Annotated in this window: 18 protein-coding genes and 1 pseudogene; 9 read left to right on the top strand and 10 right to left on the bottom strand. The window is 71.2% G+C overall.

From position 1 onward, the window contains the following. Positions 1 to 52 precede the first annotated feature (52 nt). The 3 genes from OIE49_RS27065 to OIE49_RS27055 all read right to left on the bottom strand — a co-directional run bounded on the left by OIE49_RS27065 (position 53) and on the right by OIE49_RS27055 (position 3,568). Complete coding sequence (locus OIE49_RS27065; RefSeq protein WP_326804521.1) at positions 53 to 1,450, bottom strand: MFS transporter; 1,398 nt, start codon at positions 1,448 to 1,450, stop codon at positions 53 to 55. Then, the gene (locus tag OIE49_RS27060; protein WP_326804520.1) at positions 1,447 to 2,340 is read right to left on the bottom strand and encodes a polysaccharide deacetylase family protein; all 894 of its coding nucleotides are present in this window, start codon (positions 2,338 to 2,340) and stop codon (positions 1,447 to 1,449) included. Before OIE49_RS27060 ends, OIE49_RS27065 begins: the two co-directional genes overlap by 4 nt. Positions 2,341 to 2,566: 226 nt before the next feature. Continuing rightward, positions 2,567 to 3,568, bottom strand: coding sequence for an asparaginase (locus tag OIE49_RS27055; protein ID WP_326804519.1), 1,002 nt, complete (start codon positions 3,566 to 3,568; stop codon positions 2,567 to 2,569). 221 nt (positions 3,569 to 3,789) lie between these two features. On the opposite strand from OIE49_RS27055, the gene OIE49_RS27050 reads away from it, so the two are divergent. Continuing rightward, positions 3,790 to 4,860, top strand: coding sequence for a LacI family DNA-binding transcriptional regulator (locus OIE49_RS27050; RefSeq protein ID WP_326804518.1), 1,071 nt, complete (start codon positions 3,790 to 3,792; stop codon positions 4,858 to 4,860). On the opposite strand, the gene OIE49_RS27045 is transcribed toward OIE49_RS27050, so the two are convergent. Then, positions 4,807 to 6,096, bottom strand: a complete 1,290-nt coding sequence (locus OIE49_RS27045) for an MFS transporter (RefSeq protein ID WP_326804517.1) — start codon at positions 6,094 to 6,096, stop codon at positions 4,807 to 4,809. The two genes, OIE49_RS27050 and OIE49_RS27045, sit on opposite strands and share 54 nt — an antisense overlap. Before the next feature lie 91 nt (positions 6,097 to 6,187). Between OIE49_RS27045 and OIE49_RS27040 the strand changes: the two genes are divergently transcribed. Together OIE49_RS27040 and OIE49_RS27035 are read left to right on the top strand one after the other, a co-directional pair. Further along, positions 6,188 to 6,952, top strand: a complete 765-nt coding sequence (locus tag OIE49_RS27040) for a DeoR/GlpR family DNA-binding transcription regulator (protein ID WP_326804516.1) — start codon at positions 6,188 to 6,190, stop codon at positions 6,950 to 6,952. 8 nt (positions 6,953 to 6,960) lie between these two features. Next, entirely contained in the window at positions 6,961 to 7,533 is a 573-nt protein-coding gene (locus OIE49_RS27035) for a histidine phosphatase family protein (RefSeq protein ID WP_326804515.1), read from the top strand. Between the two features lie 80 nt (positions 7,534 to 7,613). On the opposite strand, the gene OIE49_RS27030 is transcribed toward OIE49_RS27035, so the two are convergent. Both OIE49_RS27030 and OIE49_RS27025 read right to left on the bottom strand, forming a co-directional pair. After that, positions 7,614 to 8,381 carry a CbtA family protein gene (locus tag OIE49_RS27030; RefSeq protein ID WP_326804514.1) on the bottom strand — a complete coding sequence of 256 codons (768 nt, stop codon included), beginning with the start codon at positions 8,379 to 8,381 and terminating at the stop codon, positions 7,614 to 7,616. A 21-nt stretch (positions 8,382 to 8,402) separates the two neighbouring features. After that, positions 8,403 to 8,618 (bottom strand): CbtB domain-containing protein, encoded by a 216-nt coding sequence (locus OIE49_RS27025; RefSeq protein ID WP_100570620.1) that lies wholly within the window; start codon positions 8,616 to 8,618, stop codon positions 8,403 to 8,405. A gap of 373 nt (positions 8,619 to 8,991) precedes the next feature. Here OIE49_RS27025 and OIE49_RS27020 point away from each other — a divergent pair, with 373 nt between their 5' ends. After that, the gene (locus tag OIE49_RS27020; protein WP_326804513.1) at positions 8,992 to 10,104 is read left to right on the top strand and encodes an aminotransferase class V-fold PLP-dependent enzyme; all 1,113 of its coding nucleotides are present in this window, start codon (positions 8,992 to 8,994) and stop codon (positions 10,102 to 10,104) included. 41 nt (positions 10,105 to 10,145) lie between these two features. Here OIE49_RS27020 and OIE49_RS27015 read toward each other — a convergent pair whose 3' ends face one another. After that, on the bottom strand, positions 10,146 to 10,574 hold the full coding sequence (locus OIE49_RS27015; RefSeq protein ID WP_326804512.1) for an ATP-binding protein: 429 nt from the start codon (positions 10,572 to 10,574) through the stop codon (positions 10,146 to 10,148). A gap of 191 nt (positions 10,575 to 10,765) precedes the next feature. Here OIE49_RS27015 and OIE49_RS27010 point away from each other — a divergent pair, with 191 nt between their 5' ends. Further along, a complete protein-coding gene (locus OIE49_RS27010) occupies positions 10,766 to 11,614 on the top strand; it encodes a helix-turn-helix domain-containing protein (protein WP_326804511.1) in 849 nt (282 codons plus the stop codon). After that, on the top strand, positions 11,611 to 11,802 hold the full coding sequence (locus tag OIE49_RS27005) for a DUF397 domain-containing protein (protein ID WP_100570624.1): 192 nt from the start codon (positions 11,611 to 11,613) through the stop codon (positions 11,800 to 11,802). The genes OIE49_RS27010 and OIE49_RS27005 overlap by 4 nt, the downstream gene beginning before the upstream one ends. Positions 11,803 to 11,896: 94 nt before the next feature. On the opposite strand, the gene OIE49_RS27000 is transcribed toward OIE49_RS27005, so the two are convergent. Further along, the gene (locus OIE49_RS27000; RefSeq protein ID WP_100570625.1) at positions 11,897 to 12,067 is read right to left on the bottom strand and encodes a hydrophobic protein; all 171 of its coding nucleotides are present in this window, start codon (positions 12,065 to 12,067) and stop codon (positions 11,897 to 11,899) included. 254 nt (positions 12,068 to 12,321) lie between these two features. On the opposite strand from OIE49_RS27000, the gene OIE49_RS26995 reads away from it, so the two are divergent. Further along, positions 12,322 to 13,182 (top strand): YihY/virulence factor BrkB family protein, encoded by an 861-nt coding sequence (locus OIE49_RS26995; protein ID WP_326804510.1) that lies wholly within the window; start codon positions 12,322 to 12,324, stop codon positions 13,180 to 13,182. Here OIE49_RS26995 and OIE49_RS26990 read toward each other — a convergent pair. Further along, the gene (locus OIE49_RS26990) at positions 13,136 to 13,474 is read right to left on the bottom strand and encodes a DF family (seleno)protein (protein WP_326806339.1); all 339 of its coding nucleotides are present in this window, start codon (positions 13,472 to 13,474) and stop codon (positions 13,136 to 13,138) included. The genes OIE49_RS26995 and OIE49_RS26990 overlap by 47 nt on opposite strands. A 349-nt stretch (positions 13,475 to 13,823) precedes the next feature. Here OIE49_RS26990 and OIE49_RS37195 point away from each other — a divergent pair, with 349 nt between their 5' ends. Then, a complete protein-coding gene (locus tag OIE49_RS37195) occupies positions 13,824 to 14,162 on the top strand; it encodes a hypothetical protein (protein WP_442812321.1) in 339 nt (112 codons plus the stop codon). An 11-nt stretch (positions 14,163 to 14,173) separates the two neighbouring features. Here the strand turns inward: OIE49_RS37195 and OIE49_RS26980 are convergent. Then, positions 14,174 to 14,409: pseudogene (locus OIE49_RS26980) on the bottom strand (transposase); the annotation flags it as partial. Between the two features lie 134 nt (positions 14,410 to 14,543). Between OIE49_RS26980 and OIE49_RS26975 the strand changes: the two are divergent. Next, entirely contained in the window at positions 14,544 to 14,975 is a 432-nt protein-coding gene (locus OIE49_RS26975; RefSeq protein WP_326804509.1) for a VOC family protein, read from the top strand. Positions 14,976 to 14,992 lie beyond the last annotated feature (17 nt).

Below are 14,992 nucleotides of genomic sequence, written 5' to 3'. Positions count from 1 at the left end.
GGGTGTGGGCCGCCACGCACCGGAAGAGGGAGGGGACGGGAGGAGGGGCTGCTCAGGCGGCGGGCGCCGCGGCCTCGGGGGCGGACTCCTCGTCCGCGTCCTGGCTGACGTTGCGGGCGCCGAGCATCAGGACGCCGGAGATGAACATCCCCAGGGCGCCCGCGAGGAACGCGGCCATGGTGGCGCTCGCACCGATCCCGATGAGGGCGCTGAGCAGCGCCGAGCCGACGATCGCGCCCACCGGGCCCATCACGTGGGCGGTGTTGGAGCCGATGCCCCGGACCCGGGCCGGGAACGACTCGCCCATGTAGAACACCATGGCGGAGTACGGGCCGAGGAGGAAGAAGAGCCCCAGGGCGTACATCGGGATGACGTACGCGCTGCTGTTCGGCCCGAAGAGCATCGCCGTCATCACGATACCGCCGATGCTCCAGCCGACGATGATGGTCGTCCGCCGGCCGATCCGGTCACCGAGATACCCGTGGAAGAGGTAGCCGAGGAAACCGGCCAGGTTGGCCAGGATCAGCACGACCAGCGCGCTGGAGAACGAGACGCCCTTGCCGTCGGTGAGGATCGTGGTGCCCAGCACCGAGAAGATCTGGATGCCCATCCAGTTGAACAGCCACGCTCCGGACAGGCACAGGGTGTGGCGGCGCAGGTCCGGGGCGAAGAGCTGCCGCAGACCGGACTCGTCGTCCCGGGTGATGTCGAGGCTGTAGAGCTCCGCCAGCCGGGCCGCGTCGGCCTCGCGCCCGTCCTTGCGCAGCTCCCGCGTCCGCTTCAGGGCGACGAAGGAGGGCGACTCACGAAGCCTGGACCCGGCGACGAGGATGACCACCACCGGGAAGGTGGCGAGGAGGAAGATCCAGCGCCAGCTCATCACCGGCAGCAGCACGGCGGCGAACGCCGACGCGAGCAGTGCGCCGACCGGCCAGCCGCTCTGCACCAGGCTGAACATGAAGCCGCGGCGCCGGCTCTTGCCGTACATCTCGTTGAGGTAGACGCTGTTGACGACCTCCTCGGAGTAGCCGAGGCCGGAGATGGCCCGGACACCGATGAGGGAGGCGGCGCCGCCGACCAGGGCGGTGAAGCCGGAGGAGAGCGCCGCGCCCGCGGTGGTGACGATCAGGCTGGGCTTGCGGCCCCAGCGGTCCAGCATCGGCCCGACCAGCAGCGAGACGACGAAGGTGCCGACCGTCACCCCCGTCGCGATGGCCGTGGCCTGTCCGGTGGTCCAGCCGAACGTCTCGGATATCTTCGGCAGCAGGGTGCCGAAGAGCACGAAGTCGTAGACCGAGAAGACCCAGGCCAGGAAGCACACCACGGTGGTGGTCGTGATGGTGCGCCGGCTGAGGGTCGGGGGGCCCTTGAAGAGGACCTCGTCCGAGGGTGCGCCGCCGCGCGGCCAGTCTCTCTCGTGGACGGTCTGCTGTTCCTGTGCGGTGGTCATCTGCTGTCACCCTTCTGGCGCGGGTTGCGGGCGGCGAAGTCGTCCGCGATCTGGTCGAAGGTCACCCAGCGGACGCCTTCGTGGGAGTTGATGTGGTCGATCAGCCGCTCCAGCATCAGCAGCACCTGCGGGCGGCCGGCCACGTCGGGGTGGATGGTCATGGTGAAGGCGGCGTGGTCCATCTCCCGGTGCACCCAGTCGAACTGGTCGCGCCACATCTGCTCGATGTCACGGGGGTTGACGAAGCCGTGGCTGTTCGGGCTGGCCTTGATGAACATCATCGGAGGCAGGTCGTCGAGGTACCAGTTCGCCGGGATCTCGATGAGGTCCGTCTCCCGGCCGCGCACCAGCGGCTTCATCCAGTCCTCGGCCGGCCGGCTGTAGTCGATCTTCGTCCAGGAGTCGCCGACCCGCACGTAGTACGGCTCGAAGTCCCGGTGCATCAGCGAGTGGTCGTACTTGATGCCGCGTTCGAGGAGCAGTTCGTTGGTGACCGGGCTGAACTCCCACCAGGGGGCCACGTAGCCGGTCGGGCGGCGCCCTGAACGGGTCTCGATCAGCTCGATGCAGCGGTCCAGGACCGCGGCCTCCTGCTCGCGGCTCATGGCGATCGGGTTCTCGTGGCTGTAGCCGTGCACGCCGATCTCGTGACCGGCGGCGACACAGGCGTCGAACTCCTCCGGGAAGGTCTCGACGGAGTGGCCGGGCCAGAAGAACGTCTGGGTCAGGCCGCGGCGCCGGAACAGCTCCAGCAGGCGCGGCACGCCGACCTCGCCCGCGAACAGCCCGCGGGAGATGTCGTCGGGCGAGTCCTCGCCCCCGTACGAGCCGAGCCATCCGCCGACGGCGTCTACGTCCACACCGAAGCCGACGAGGATTTCCTTGGTCATCGAAATCTCCTTGCTCTTGCTGGGGTTGGTTGCTGCGTGGGGGGATCGGAAGGGGTCGGGGACGGGGGCGGGTCGGGGACGGGAAGTGGGCGGGTCAGGGACGGGGGCGGGTTGGGGTCGGGGACGGGAAGTGGGCGGGTCAGGGACGGGGGCGGGTTGGGGTCGGGGATGGGTCAGGAAGTCGGGACGGGTCGCGGAGCCGGGAAGTCAGGCGGTCGGGAAGCGGTCAGGAGCCGGTGTCGGACGACGGGTCCCGTCCGGCGAGCCAGGCGCGGACGACCGCGGCCGGCGACCTTCCGGGTACCGTGCTCGCGGCGGCCAGCAACAGCCGGGCCTGCCAGGGGCTGAGATCACCGGCGAAGATCGCGCCGACCCGTTGCAGTTCGGCTCCGCCGCCCGCGTAGAGGGGTTCGACCGGGCCCGAGTGCACCCGTGAGCAGATGAGCACCGGGTGGCCCGCCGCCACGGCCTCGGCGACCGCCTCCACCAGCTCCGGTCCGGCGTTGCCCGCGCCGACTGCCGCCACCACGACGCCCGCCGCGCCCGCGGCCAGGCTCGCCCGGACGAACAGCCCGTCCGCCCCGGGGTAGGCCGGCACCACGTCCACCCGGGGCAGCCGGGGCAGGTCGAGGTCGAGGGGCAGCCGCGGGCTGGGCGCGGGCTGCCACAGCGGGACCACCCGCCGGCCCGCCACGCGCAGCGCGGGACCGCGGCCGGGCGCCGTGAAGGCGTGCGCCGACATGGTGTCGCTCTTGCGCACCCCGCGGGCGGGGAAGGCGAAGCCGTCGAAGACCAGCAGCGTGCCGTGCCCGCGGGCGGCGTCGTCGGCGGCCACGGCGAGGGCGTCACCCAGGTTGCCCGGACCGTCGGCGGCACGGTCGTCGAACGGGCGCTGCGCTCCGGTCAGCACGATCGGCCGCGGGTCGTCGAACGCCAGGTCGAGCAGGAAGGCGGTCTCCTCCATGGTGTCGGTGCCGTGCGTCATCACCACCCCGTCGGCCCCGTCGCGCAGCGTGCCGCGCACCTCGCGGGCCAGCGCCAGCAGGTCGGCGGTGTCGAAGGCGTAGCTGCCCCGGGTGACCACGTCGCGTGTGCTCACCTCCGCGCCCTCCGGCAGCGGGCCGACCGACGCGACCAGTTCTTCCGCGAGCACGGTCGCCCGACGGCCCTCCGCCCCGGAACGGCTCGCGATGGTGCCGCCGGTTGCCACGACCTGGATACGACGCATGGACCCTCTCTCCGCAATCGATTGCGCAGAGGCTATGCAAACGATTGCGGCGGGTCAATGGGTTGCCTCACACTTGTCTGGCCGGACGGTTCGGGGATGTGCGAAGCTCAAGGGCGCGACGCGGGGGCACCCGCGGGTTCCGGCAGGAGCCCGGCGAAACCCGGGAACCGTCGAGAGACACCGAGAAGAACCCGGACGAAACGAGAAGAGGGACAGCCAGCGTGGATCGGCAGGGAGCGCGGGCGGGGGCCGGTGCACAGACCGGTCGCGCCCCGGTCACACTGGCCCGGATAGCCCGGCAGGCGGGGGTCCACGTCTCCACGGTGTCACGGGCACTGAGCCCGGACGAGAGCGTACGGAGCGGGGTGGCCTCCGACACCGCCACGGTGATCCGGGCGCTCGCCGAGGAACTCGGCTACCAGCGGGACCCGGCCGGGGCGGCGCTGCGCACCGGCCGCTCCAGGATGCTGGGCGTGCTCGTCCCGAGGCTGACCGACATCGTGCTCGCCACCATCTACGAGGGCATCGACGCGGCCGCGGCGGCCGCCGGCTACCACACCGTGGTCGCCAACACCGCCGACGACCCGGAGCTGCAACGGCGGCGGGCCGACGCCCTGCTCGCCCGGCGCGTCGACGGCCTGGTGCTCGGCGACGCCCGCTCCGACACCGACCTCGTCGCCGAACTGGCCCGCCGGCACGTCCCCCTGGTGCTGACGTCGCGCCGGCTGCCGGGACGGATCTCGGTGACCACCGACGACGTCCTCGGCGGGCGACTGGCCGCGGAGCACCTGCTGGAACTCGGCCACCGGAGGGTCGCGGTGGTGGCCGGCGAGCCCTACGCCAGTACCGGCACGGAGCGCACCCAGGGCTTCCTCGACGCCTTCGCCGAGGCGGGCCTGCCCGTGCCCGGGAGCCACGTCGTGCCGTCCCGTTTCGACGTGCCCGGCGGCCGGGCGGCGGCCGAGCGGCTGCTGGCCCTGCGGCCGCGGCCCACCGCCGTCTTCGCGGTCAACGACTTCGCGGCGATCGGCGTGATGGCGGCGGTCCGGGACGCGGGCCTCACGGTCGGCCGGGACGTGGCGATCGTCGGCTACAACGACGTCCCCCTGGCGGCGGCCCTCCCGGTGTCCCTGACCTCCGTGAGCTCCCCGATGTACCGGATGGGCGAGGTGGCGGCGACGACCCTGGTCGCCATGCTGAACGGCAAGCAGGGCCGCTCCCGGCGGCTGCGCCCCGCGCTAGTGGCCCGCGCCTCGACCCTCGGCGGCACCCTGCTCACCCCGGAGGGGTGACACGGTCCGGGGCCCCACCTCGGGGACGGGCCCGCGGCCCGCGACCGTGGTCCCCCGCGACCGCAGCACCCCCGCCGTCGCCGCCGCGACGACGCAGCAGGCCACGGGGAGGAAGAAGGTCAGGTTCAGCGGGACCAGGCGGGTGAGCCAGCCGATGACGGCCGGTCCCGCGAGCATGCCCAGGTAGCCGAGTCCGGCGACCTTGGAGACGTTGGCGCCGGCGGCGTCGGCGTCGGCGTGTCCGGCGGCGCTGAAGAGCTGGGGAACGCAGCCGGAGAGCCCGGCGCCGAACAGCCCCCAGCCGGCCAGGGCGAGCGACGTCCACGGCGACAGGGCGGCCGCCGCCATGCCGACGGCGGCGACCGACGCTCCGTACCGCAGGATCGCGGCGGGGCCGAAGCGGGCCGAGATGCGGTCGGCGAGCAGTCGGCCGACGGTCATCGTCGCGGCGAACGCGCCGTAGGCGAAGGCCGCGGTGCTTTCGGAGGCGCCGAGGACGGTCCGCAGGTGCAGCACGCTCCAGTCGTTGGCGACCCCCTCGCACAGCATGACCATCAGCGCGAGGACGGCCAGGATCCAGATACGGGTGCGCGCCCGGTCCGCCTGCTCGGCCGGTCCGCCGGACCCGGCCCCGGACTCGCCCCCGGCATCCGCGTCCGGTCCCGCGACGGTGGACGCGGCGGAGGGCAGCAGACCGGGGGCGACGCACACGGAGGCCACCACTCCCAGTGCGGCGGCCGTGCCGAGCGTCGCCGCCGGGGTCCAGCCCGCGCTCGCGACGGCGGCACCCGCGAGGGCGGCCACCACGCCGCCGACGGAGAACGTGGCGTGGAACGCGGACATCACCGGGCGTCCGTACATCTTCTCGACCTGGACGGCGTGGGCGTTCATACTCACGTCCAGGCAGCCGTTGCCGAACCCGAGCACGATCAGGGCGGCGGCGAGCATCCACGGCCGGGAGGCCAGTCCGGGCAGCACCAGGGCGGCGCTGCACAGCACACCCGAGGCGGGCACGACGATCCGGGTGCCGAGGCGGTCGGCGACCGGGCCGGCCAGCTGCATCCCCACGAAGGCGCCCGCCCCGAGCAGGAGCAGGAAGCCGCCCAGGACGGCGTGACTGACGCCGACGCGGTGCTCGATGGCCGGGATCTGCACGATCCACATCCCCAGCAGGGTCCCGTTGAGGATGAAGTACGCGAAGGTCGCCAGACGCGCGACACGAAGGGATCGCTCCATGGATACGAACGTATCGAACATTCCACTTGTTTGAAAAGCGCCCGTTCTCACAGCATTCCTGTTTGTCGGCGCATGGTGTTCAATCACGGCCATGGGGAACATGGACCGCCTGAGGCAGATCACGGACGCGGTGCGGGAGGCGGGCAGCCTCGGCGTCGGCCAGTTGGCCGAACTGACCGGGGCCTCGGAGATGACCGTCCGCCGCGATCTGGAGACCCTGGCGGCCCAAGGCGTGCTGGAGCGCTTCCGGGGCGGCGCCCGGACCCTGCTGCTGCGCGGCGAGGAGCCCCCCTTCACCCTGCGCGCGCAGGAGGGCACACGGGCCAAGGAGCGCATCGGCGCGGAGGTGGCCGCGCTGATCACCGACGGGGAGACGGTCGTCCTCGACAGCGGCACCACGTGCCTGGAGGTCGCCAGGGCACTGCGCGGCCGCCGGGTGACCGTGATGCCACTGTCACTCCAGGCCGTCAACGTGTTCGCCGACAACCCCGGGCAGACCACCCTCCTCGTGCCCGGCGGGCGGCCCCGACCGGGCGAGGGAGCCCTCACCGGCCCCCTGACCCTGTCCTCGCTGGCGGCCCTGCGCTTCGACACCGCCGTCGTCGGCTGCTGCGGGCTCAATGCGCAACAAGGCCTGACCGCCTACGACTTGGACGACGCGGCGGTGAAGCGGGCGGCGATCGAATCGGCCCGGCGCGTGCTCGCCGTGGCCGACGGCAGCAAACTCTCCCGCACGGCACACGCCTTCGTCGCACCGGTCGCGCGGCTGCACACCCTCGTCACCGACGAGTCCGCGCCACCCGACGAGGTCGAGGCGTTGCGCGCCGCCGGCACCGCCGTCAACACCGCGCGGTAGGAGTGACGTTGACCAGCCGTATCACGCTCATCTCGCCCGCGACGAGCCCGTCGCTGCGGCAGGCCCGGTTCGACGACGGCGACTCGCTCGACAACGGCGGTGCGGCCAAGGCCCGTTCGGCGGCAGGATCGCTGCCCGCGGCCGCCCGGGTGCTTCTGTCCCCGAGCGTGCGCTGCCGGGAGACGGCCTCGGCGCTCGGTCTCGACGGCGTGGCGGAGGCCGAGTTGGCGGGCCTGGACGCGGGCCGCTGGCGGGGCCGGACCCTGGAGAAGGTGATGGCCACCGAGCCGGAGGCAGTGGGCCGCTGGCTCGCCGACCCCGACTGCTCGCCGCACGGCGGCGAGTCGGTGCGGGACGTGTGCGAGCGGGTCGGCCGCCGGCTGGACACCGCGCGGGACACCGACGGCCGTACGCTCGCCGTGGTCGAGCCGGAGGTCGTACGGGCCGCGATCGTCCACGCACTGGACCTGCCCCTGGCCGGCTTCTGGCGGCTGGACGTACCGCCGCTGACGGCCACGGAACTCAGCGGACGGGCCGGCCGCTGGAATCTGCGACTCGGACAGCCGTTGGCGGCGCCCTGACCGAACGCGACAGGGCCCCCGGACGATTCCGAGAGGCCCTGTCGTGCGCGCTGAAGGGTGCTCGTGCGGGCTGAAGGGGTTCAGTGCGCGGCCGGTACCGCCTGTACGGACGCGGCGGTCGCGGGCCGGGGGTTCAGCAGCCGCTCGGCCAACTCGCCGAAGACCAGCCCGAACCCGCCCCACAGGACGGCCTGGATGGCCAGCGCGGAGAGACGGAACCGCCACAGCACGGTGGCCGGGAAGTGCGACGGCACCTCGTTGACGGCGGGCAGGAAGGCGAACGCCAGCCCGATCACCACGGCGAAGGCGGCCACCGCGGCCACCGTCGCGTACCACGTGCCCAGCGCGGGCGCGAGGCGCTTGCCGAGCATGGTGGCGGCGATCGCGAGGAGGATGCTGAGCAGCATCATCAGGAAGTACAGGGTCGTGCGCTTGCCGATGGTGTCTCCCTCACCGACCGCGGGCGGGTTGGCCGGGTACTTCAGGAACGGCACGACGTACACGGCGAGCAGCGCGCAGCCGGACAGCAGCAGCGCGGTCGCCCGCGGGGAGAAGCGGCCCACGCGGCCCAGCGCGAAGCAGAAGGCGAGGGCGGCGATGCCGCCGAAGGCGACCCCGTAGACGAGGACGCCGGTGGCGAGACCAGCGGTGGACTGGAGGGAACGGGAGACGACTTCGACCTCGTCATGGGAGTGGGAGTGCCCGTGGGAGTGCGCCTCCTCGAAGCCGATCGCCTTGTCGACGAACGGCTCCCCCAGGAAGTAGGCGACGACGAGGGCGAGCACGCCGGCGGCGAGGCCGGCGAGCATGCCCCGCACGAGGAGGTTTCTTACCGTTGCGGAGTTCATGAGCGTGCGGCGTCCCTCGGCTCAGTGGCAGGGGAAGCCGAGCAGGTGGCGGGCGTCGTGCACCCACTCGTGGACGTCCGTGCCGCTGAACACGGAGGTGGCGCCCTGCTCGGCGCCGACGAAGTACAGCAGGACCAGCATGAGAACGCCGAAGAAGACCGCCCAGGGAGCTATCGCCTTCAGCGGCAGCGGGGCGGGTGCGGCGGTGGCAGTCGGCTGGGCGACGGTCTGCGCCATGGCAGAACCTCCTCTGGGAGTTCGCGTCCCATCTCGGTGGTACACAGGACGACAGCCACGGGTCTGACTCACGAACGCCCGGGGGGCGTTCACATACAGTGGCGCGACCGTGCCGGATTCCCACCGGCTTCCGTCTCGCTGTCGTCGATATCGGACAGACCGTATCGCGTGCCGACCGCCCGGCCAAGACCGCGATCGCGGACGTGATCTTCTCCACCGAGAGGTTTCGACTCGCGCACGGGCATCTCACCATCTGGAGCATCCGAAGCGCTGTGGCAGGATGCGCGGGCGGGCTCCGGGGCGCCACCGGACTCCGCTCCACCGCCCGCCGCACCACCCGATCCGCCCGCACCACCCCGGAGGGACGAGCCCCGTGCTCACGTCGTACGCCAGCCACTTCGACACACCCGCCGGGTACCTGGACTTCGCTCGCTTCGGGCCGCCGTCCCGGGACGCCGTCACCGCCACCGCACAGGCCCTGGACGCCTCCGCCCGCGCCGACCACACCACCGTGGACACGCTGATGCGCGCGGAGGAGACCGCGCGGGACACGGCCGCCCGCCTCGCAGGCACCGACGCCCGGCACACCGTGCTGCTCCCGAACGCGTCGACCGGTCTGTTCCACGCCGCGCTCGGCGTACGGGAGGGCGTGGTCCTCGCACCGCGCACCGACTTCCCCGCCAACCACTACCCGTGGCGGCGCAGCGCGGACCTGGGCCGGGCCACGCCGCGCTGGCTCGACCCCGCGCCCGGTTCCGGAGTCACCCCCGACCTGGTCCGCGCCGCGCTGACCGACGACGTCGTGGCCGTGTCGGTCAGCGCCGTGGACTTCCGCACCGGCTTCCGCGCCGACCTGGCGGCGCTGCGCGAGGCGATCGGCCCCGACCGGCTGCTGATCGTGGACGCCATCCAGGCGTTCGGTGTCGCCTCCCTGCCCTGGGACGCCGCCGACGTGGTGGTCGCGGGCGGCCAGAAGTGGCTGCGCGCCGGATGGTCGACCGGCTTCGCCACCCTGTCCGACCGCGCCCTGGAGTCCCTTGAGCCGGTCCTCACCGGCTGGACGGGCGTGGAGGACGTCGGCCTCTTCGACGGAGCCGAGCACCCGCCCGCCCCGGACGCCCGACGGTGGTCGATCACCAACCTGAGCCCGGTGACGGCCGCCGCGTTCGCGGCCGCGCTGGACCTCGTCGAGCGGCACACCGTCCCCGCGATCGAAGTCTCGATCGCCGTCCGGATCGCCGAACTCACCGAGACAGTCGAGGCGTACGGCGGCCGCGTCCTCTCCCCCGCCGACCCGGCGCGGCGCGCGGGCATTCTCTCCTTCACCCTGCCGGACCACGATCCGGCCCTCGTCGCCAAGGCGCTGCACGCGGAAGGTGTCACCGCGACCGTGCGCACCGACTCCCTCAGACTCTCCCCGCACGCCTCGACCCCACCGGAGGCAGCCGAACGGGTCGCGGCCGCGCTGTCGTCCCTGGGCAACTGAACCCTCCGCCGATCCCTTGAAGTTGACCCCGTAGGCCCTCCTCACAGCGCGCACTCGGCCCAGACCGTCTTGCCGGGGCCGAGGCGGTCGCGTACGCCCCAGTCGGCGGCGAGCGCGTCGACGAGGACCAGGCCACGACCCCCGTCCTGGTCCGGGCCGGGAGCCATGCGTGCCGGCCGGGCGGGATGGGTGTCGGTCACCTCGATCCGGACGGCATCCCGGCCCGCCTCGAAGAACAGCGCGAGGGCGAAGTCCCGCCCGGGTACACGGCCATGGAGAACGGCGTTCGCCGCGAGCTCCGCGACGACGAGCACGACGGTGTCATGCGCTTCGGTCCCACTGGGATGCCCCCACTCGGTGAGCTGGTGCGCGGCGAGCAGCCGGGCGAGACGGGCACCGCGCCGGGTGGCGGAGAAACGCTGCGTGAACGTGAGCGTGGGGGTGGCGGATTCGTGGTTCAGGGCTGGCATGTGGGCCAGATTGCTGCCAGTTGGCGGCCCGTCGGCAGGTCCGCCGCTGATACAGATCACGTTGTACTGGTTCACGCACTGGACTGGGCCGGTCGCTGTGCGTGAGCATTGATCGGTCTGGCGTGGCGCAGCCCGGACGACGAACGGTACGGCACGGGTACGGCCCGGTGGCACAGGGGAAGGCGGCTGCGATGACGACGGACAACGGTGGCGGGGCGGGCGGGGGCTGCGAGCCGGAGCTCTCCGACAGCCTGAAGACCTTCGGCGCGGTCCTCAAGGCACTGCGGGAGGAAGCCGGCCTGACCCAGGAGCAGTTCGCCCCGCTGGTGCGCTATTCGCCCGCGTACGTCGCCAAGATCGAGCAGGGGAAGCGTTTCCCGCCGAGGGAACTGCCGAAGCGGTCGGACGAGGTCCTGGGCGCGGTCGCGGCGCGCGTGCTGGAGGCTGCGGCGAAGAGCCTGACGCGGAAGGCGGGACTGGCGTCGTGGTTCCGGCAGTGGGCGGGGGTCGAGGAGGAGGCGATCTCGCTGTACGCGTATGAAAGCCGGGTCCTCCCAGGCCTGTTGCAACCTGAGCCATACATTCGCGCGATCTTCGACCGGCACCTGCCTCCGCTCACGGAGGAACAGTGCGAACGGCAGGTGACAGCACGACTGGCCAGGCAGCAGCTTCTCGTCGAACGCCCCAACACGACGTTCAGCTTCGTCGTCGAGCAAGCACTCCTGGAGCGCCGCATGGGAGGTACGGCCGTCACGAAAGTCCTCCTCGACCACCTCATCACAGTCGGCCGGTACCGCAACGTGGAACTCCAGGTCGTGCCGCTGCGGGAGGAACACTCCGGCTTCGAAGGCGAGATGTACCTTGCCGAGACAGCCGAACACCGCTGGGCCGGTTACGTCGAAGGCCACGGCACCAGCATGCTCGTCAGTGACCCGAAAGCTGTAAGTCAGATGCTCCAGCGCTATGGCAAGATGCGCTCGCAGGCTCTGAGCCACCAAGCCACCGCGAGCCTGCTGGATCAGATGCGAGGAGCGCTATGAGCACCAGCGAGCTGGCCTGGTTCAAGAGCAGCTACAGCGGCGGCGGCGGCGACAACTGTATCGAGGTCGCCCTGCGCCCCGGCGCCGTTCTCGTCCGGGACTCGAAGGACACGGACAGGCAGGCGCTGGCCGTCTCCCCCGGCGCCTGGTCGGCGTTCACCGCACTGGCGGCCGACGCGCGCCTGTGAGCTTCCGGTCAGGCCTTCTTGTCCGGTGCCTACGCGCAGGGCCCGGCCGTCACATCGGCCGAGCCCTGCGAAGCACGCGCACATGCGAGTCAGGTCACCATCGATACCAACGGCCTCGGCCACCGCCGGCGGTGGTGGAGCGCATGACGAAGCCGAGAAGCCACAGCACCAGGACGGCAATGGCGACCCACCAAAGAATCTTGATGGCGAAGCCGACACCGAAGAGAATCAGGGCAAGAAGCAGAACGAGCAGCAGGGGACCCATATTTATCAACCTCCTGTCCACCGTGTGCCCCGCAATGTCACCGACATGCCGCAACGGTGCCTTGTTTATGAAGGGAAAACCGGGGCACGAGCCGGTTATCGCCACAGCGGGACAGAAGTCGCGAGGGGCGCTGAGGGCCGAGGAAAAGGTAAAGAGAATTCGAAAGGGTGGGCCTTGCCGGGTGTGATCCGGGAAGGCCCCTTCGGCTCCTCTCCTATGGCAGCGGCCGAGAACAGGGGGAGAGAATTCGCCTCATGACCAATGCAGACGGCCGCGTGGGCCGGTGGTCGGCGGCGTTGCGCCGAACGCCGGTGGCGGTCTGGGACGACGACGTCACGGACTGGGCCGCCGCTTTGACGTACTACGCGGTCCTGGCCCTGTTTCCGGTGCTGCTGGTGATCCTCTCGATTGTGGGACTGACCATCCCGACGGCCAGACCGGAGGTCATCGACCGCTTGTCGCAGGCCGCCCCGGTGGAGTCCCGCGCTCTGCTGCGCAGCACCCTGCGGCAGATGTCCGAACAGTCGTCAGCGGCATGGACGCTGGTCTTTCTCGGCGGAGCGGGAGGCCTGTGGTCGGGATCCAGCTATCTGAGCGTCTTCCGCCGGGCGTTGCACGCCATGCACGGCGTCAGCGCGCATCGGCCGGTCTGGCGCACCGCTCCGCGCATCATCGCCACGGCCCTCGTCCTGATCTCGCTGCTTCTCACGACCATCCTGGCGTTGTTTCTCACCGGCAACCTGACCCGGCGTCTGAGCCGGGCGCTGGACCTGGGTACCGGGCCGCAGGCCGTCTGGGGCGCGCTGCGGTGGCCGGTCCTGGCTGCGGTCGCCGTCGCCCTGGTGCTCGTGCTGTACCGTTCGGGCCCCGCGCCTTCCCGCCCCGTGCGGAAGATGGCCCCCGGTGGCACCTTGGCGGTAGGGCTCCTGTTGGCCGTCTCGCTCGGCTTCGGCGTCTACACCTCCCACGCCAGTACCTATCACCGTCTGTACGGCTCACTGGCGGGCGTCGTGGTCTTCCTGGTCTGGCTGTGGCTGGCCAACCTGGCCCTTCTGGTCGGTGCTCAGTTCAACGCGGAGCTGGCGAAGTCCGCTCAGGGGAAAGCAGCCGGGTGAGGGCCTGGACGAGCTGCTCGACGGTGGGCGCGCCTGCGAGGCCGCCGGGCGTCGAGTAGACGCGGCAGGTCAGGCCGTATGTCTCAGTGGCGGCGGGGAACGGATCCTGGCCGTCGATGCGAATCGTGGGAGAGCCGGGGAAGTGCAGTGCCCGGGCTTCTTCATCCGTTTCGACGGCGCGGAGTTTCACACCCAGGCCGGAGAGGTCCGCTGCGGCGAGCGCCTCGGTGAGGTGTTCCTGGGCGACGGTCCAGTTCGGGCAGCCGGCGAAGTACAGAAGTTCGATGTCCACGCCCCCATGATGCCTCTGGGTGAGGCCAGGGCGTTGACCAGCTCTGGCAAGAAACCACGGTGACATCGCTGTCCCGACGGTTTTCAAGACCATCCGCTTCTGCGTTGCGGCAGGCACGCTGACCTGTGATGACGACCTTCCAAGCCGGATACGCCAACGCACAGAGCGTCCAGACCCTGAGGCAATACTCCGGCTGGGTGTTCCTCGCCTACGCCTCCGTCCGGGGGCGGGCGTTGATCGACCGGGAGCTGTACCTGCCCACCTGCTGGATTGCGGATCCGGCCCGCCGGCGAACGCGCGCATCGGCGACAAGGTCGCCTTCGCCACCAAGCCGGCCCTGGCTCGGGCGATGTCGGCAAGGGCGGTGGACGCCGGCGTGCCGTTTCGGTGGGTGACCGGCGACGAGGTCTACGGCCAGGACCCGGTGCTGCGCGGCTGGCTCGCCCGGAGGCGGCTCGGCTACGTACTGGCGATCGGCTGCAAGCACCGGTGCGGGCCGCGCGGGCAGAACGCCCGCACCGTCTCCGCCATCCTGCCCGAGGATGCCTGGGAGATCCGCTCGGCCGGCGACGGCGCCCACGACCTGCGCGCCGCGCGAATACGCCTGGGCCCTGGTCCCGCTGCCCGGCCAGGGCAAGGGCGGCTTCGAGGACGCACTGCTCATCCGTCGGTCCCTGGCCGACGGTGAACGCGCCTACAGGAGGCGTGGGTCGGGGTGAGCGCAGCTCGACCTTGTTCTTCTTCGCCCAACGGCGGATGTCCGCGCCGGTGTGGGCGGAGAGGTTGTCCAGGATGATGTAGATCGGGGCGCCGTCGGGTCGTGCGGCGCAGATCGACTTGAGCGCCGCCAGGGTGTTGGCGGGGCCGTTGAGACGGCGGTTGACGCCCCGGAGGCGGTCGTCGCCCACGGAGTAGCAGCCGTGGAAGTAGACCACTTCCCTGGACGCAACCGGCCTCGGTTCACCCCTGGGACCGCACGACACAGCAGCGGACAGCAGGGCCCTCCTCCCGACAACGTATGGACCTACCCACCCAGGGAGATGAGCAGGACCCCTGTTATCGTGCGCCGATGTCAACGATCAAACAGTTCCAAGTGACCTTCGACTGCGCGGAACCTGCGCACCTCGCCGCTTTCTGGTGCGAGGTGCTGGGGTACGTCGTACCGACGGTCCCGGAGGGCTTTGCCACGTGGGAGGAGTACCACCGCTCGCTGCCGCCTGAGGATGAGATCTACTTCGCGTGCACTGATCCCTCCGGTGTGGGTCCACGCCTGCTCTTCCAGCGAGTTCCCGAAGGCAAGGTCGTCAAGAACCGGGTGCATCTCTGTGTGCGGGCCGGCGCCGGGCTCGTGGGTGACGAGCGCCTGGCCACACTCGAGGCCGAATGCGCACGGCTGATGGCTCTCGGCGCGAAACACGTGCTGACGCAGCGCGCCGATGGCGTCAACGAGTCGTGCATCACGATGCAGGACATCGAGGGCAACGAGTTCTGCCTCGCCTGAACCTCCTCCAAGACTGC

This window comes from Streptomyces sp. NBC_01788 (assembly GCF_035917575.1).
Lineage (GTDB): Bacteria > Actinomycetota > Actinomycetes > Streptomycetales > Streptomycetaceae > Streptomyces.
Note: the sequence above shows the minus strand (reverse complement) of the source record. Positions and strands in the feature narration are given on the sequence as shown.

Bases quoted from the DNA above. Each gene is read 5' to 3' on its own strand.
- OIE49_RS37195 (WP_442812321.1), top strand. From the start codon at position 13,824: ATGTCGGCAAGGGCGGTGGACGCCGGCGTGCCGTTTCGGTGGGTGACC.
- OIE49_RS26995 (WP_326804510.1), top strand. From the start codon at position 12,322: ATGACCAATGCAGACGGCCGCGTGGGCCGGTGGTCGGCGGCGTTGCGC.
- OIE49_RS27060 (WP_326804520.1), bottom strand. From the start codon at position 2,340: ATGACCAAGGAAATCCTCGTCGGCTTCGGTGTGGACGTAGACGCCGTC.
- OIE49_RS27005 (WP_100570624.1), top strand. From the start codon at position 11,611: ATGAGCACCAGCGAGCTGGCCTGGTTCAAGAGCAGCTACAGCGGCGGC.
- OIE49_RS27000 (WP_100570625.1), bottom strand. From the start codon at position 12,067: ATGGGTCCCCTGCTGCTCGTTCTGCTTCTTGCCCTGATTCTCTTCGGT.
- OIE49_RS27015 (WP_326804512.1), bottom strand. From the start codon at position 10,574: ATGCCAGCCCTGAACCACGAATCCGCCACCCCCACGCTCACGTTCACG.
- OIE49_RS27065 (WP_326804521.1), bottom strand. From the start codon at position 1,450: ATGACCACCGCACAGGAACAGCAGACCGTCCACGAGAGAGACTGGCCG.
- OIE49_RS26975 (WP_326804509.1), top strand. From the start codon at position 14,544: ATGTCAACGATCAAACAGTTCCAAGTGACCTTCGACTGCGCGGAACCT.
- OIE49_RS27025 (WP_100570620.1), bottom strand. From the start codon at position 8,618: ATGGCGCAGACCGTCGCCCAGCCGACTGCCACCGCCGCACCCGCCCCG.
- OIE49_RS27030 (WP_326804514.1), bottom strand. From the start codon at position 8,381: ATGAACTCCGCAACGGTAAGAAACCTCCTCGTGCGGGGCATGCTCGCC.
- OIE49_RS27040 (WP_326804516.1), top strand. From the start codon at position 6,188: ATGGGGAACATGGACCGCCTGAGGCAGATCACGGACGCGGTGCGGGAG.
- OIE49_RS27045 (WP_326804517.1), bottom strand. From the start codon at position 6,096: ATGGAGCGATCCCTTCGTGTCGCGCGTCTGGCGACCTTCGCGTACTTC.
- OIE49_RS27010 (WP_326804511.1), top strand. From the start codon at position 10,766: ATGACGACGGACAACGGTGGCGGGGCGGGCGGGGGCTGCGAGCCGGAG.
- OIE49_RS27055 (WP_326804519.1), bottom strand. From the start codon at position 3,568: ATGCGTCGTATCCAGGTCGTGGCAACCGGCGGCACCATCGCGAGCCGT.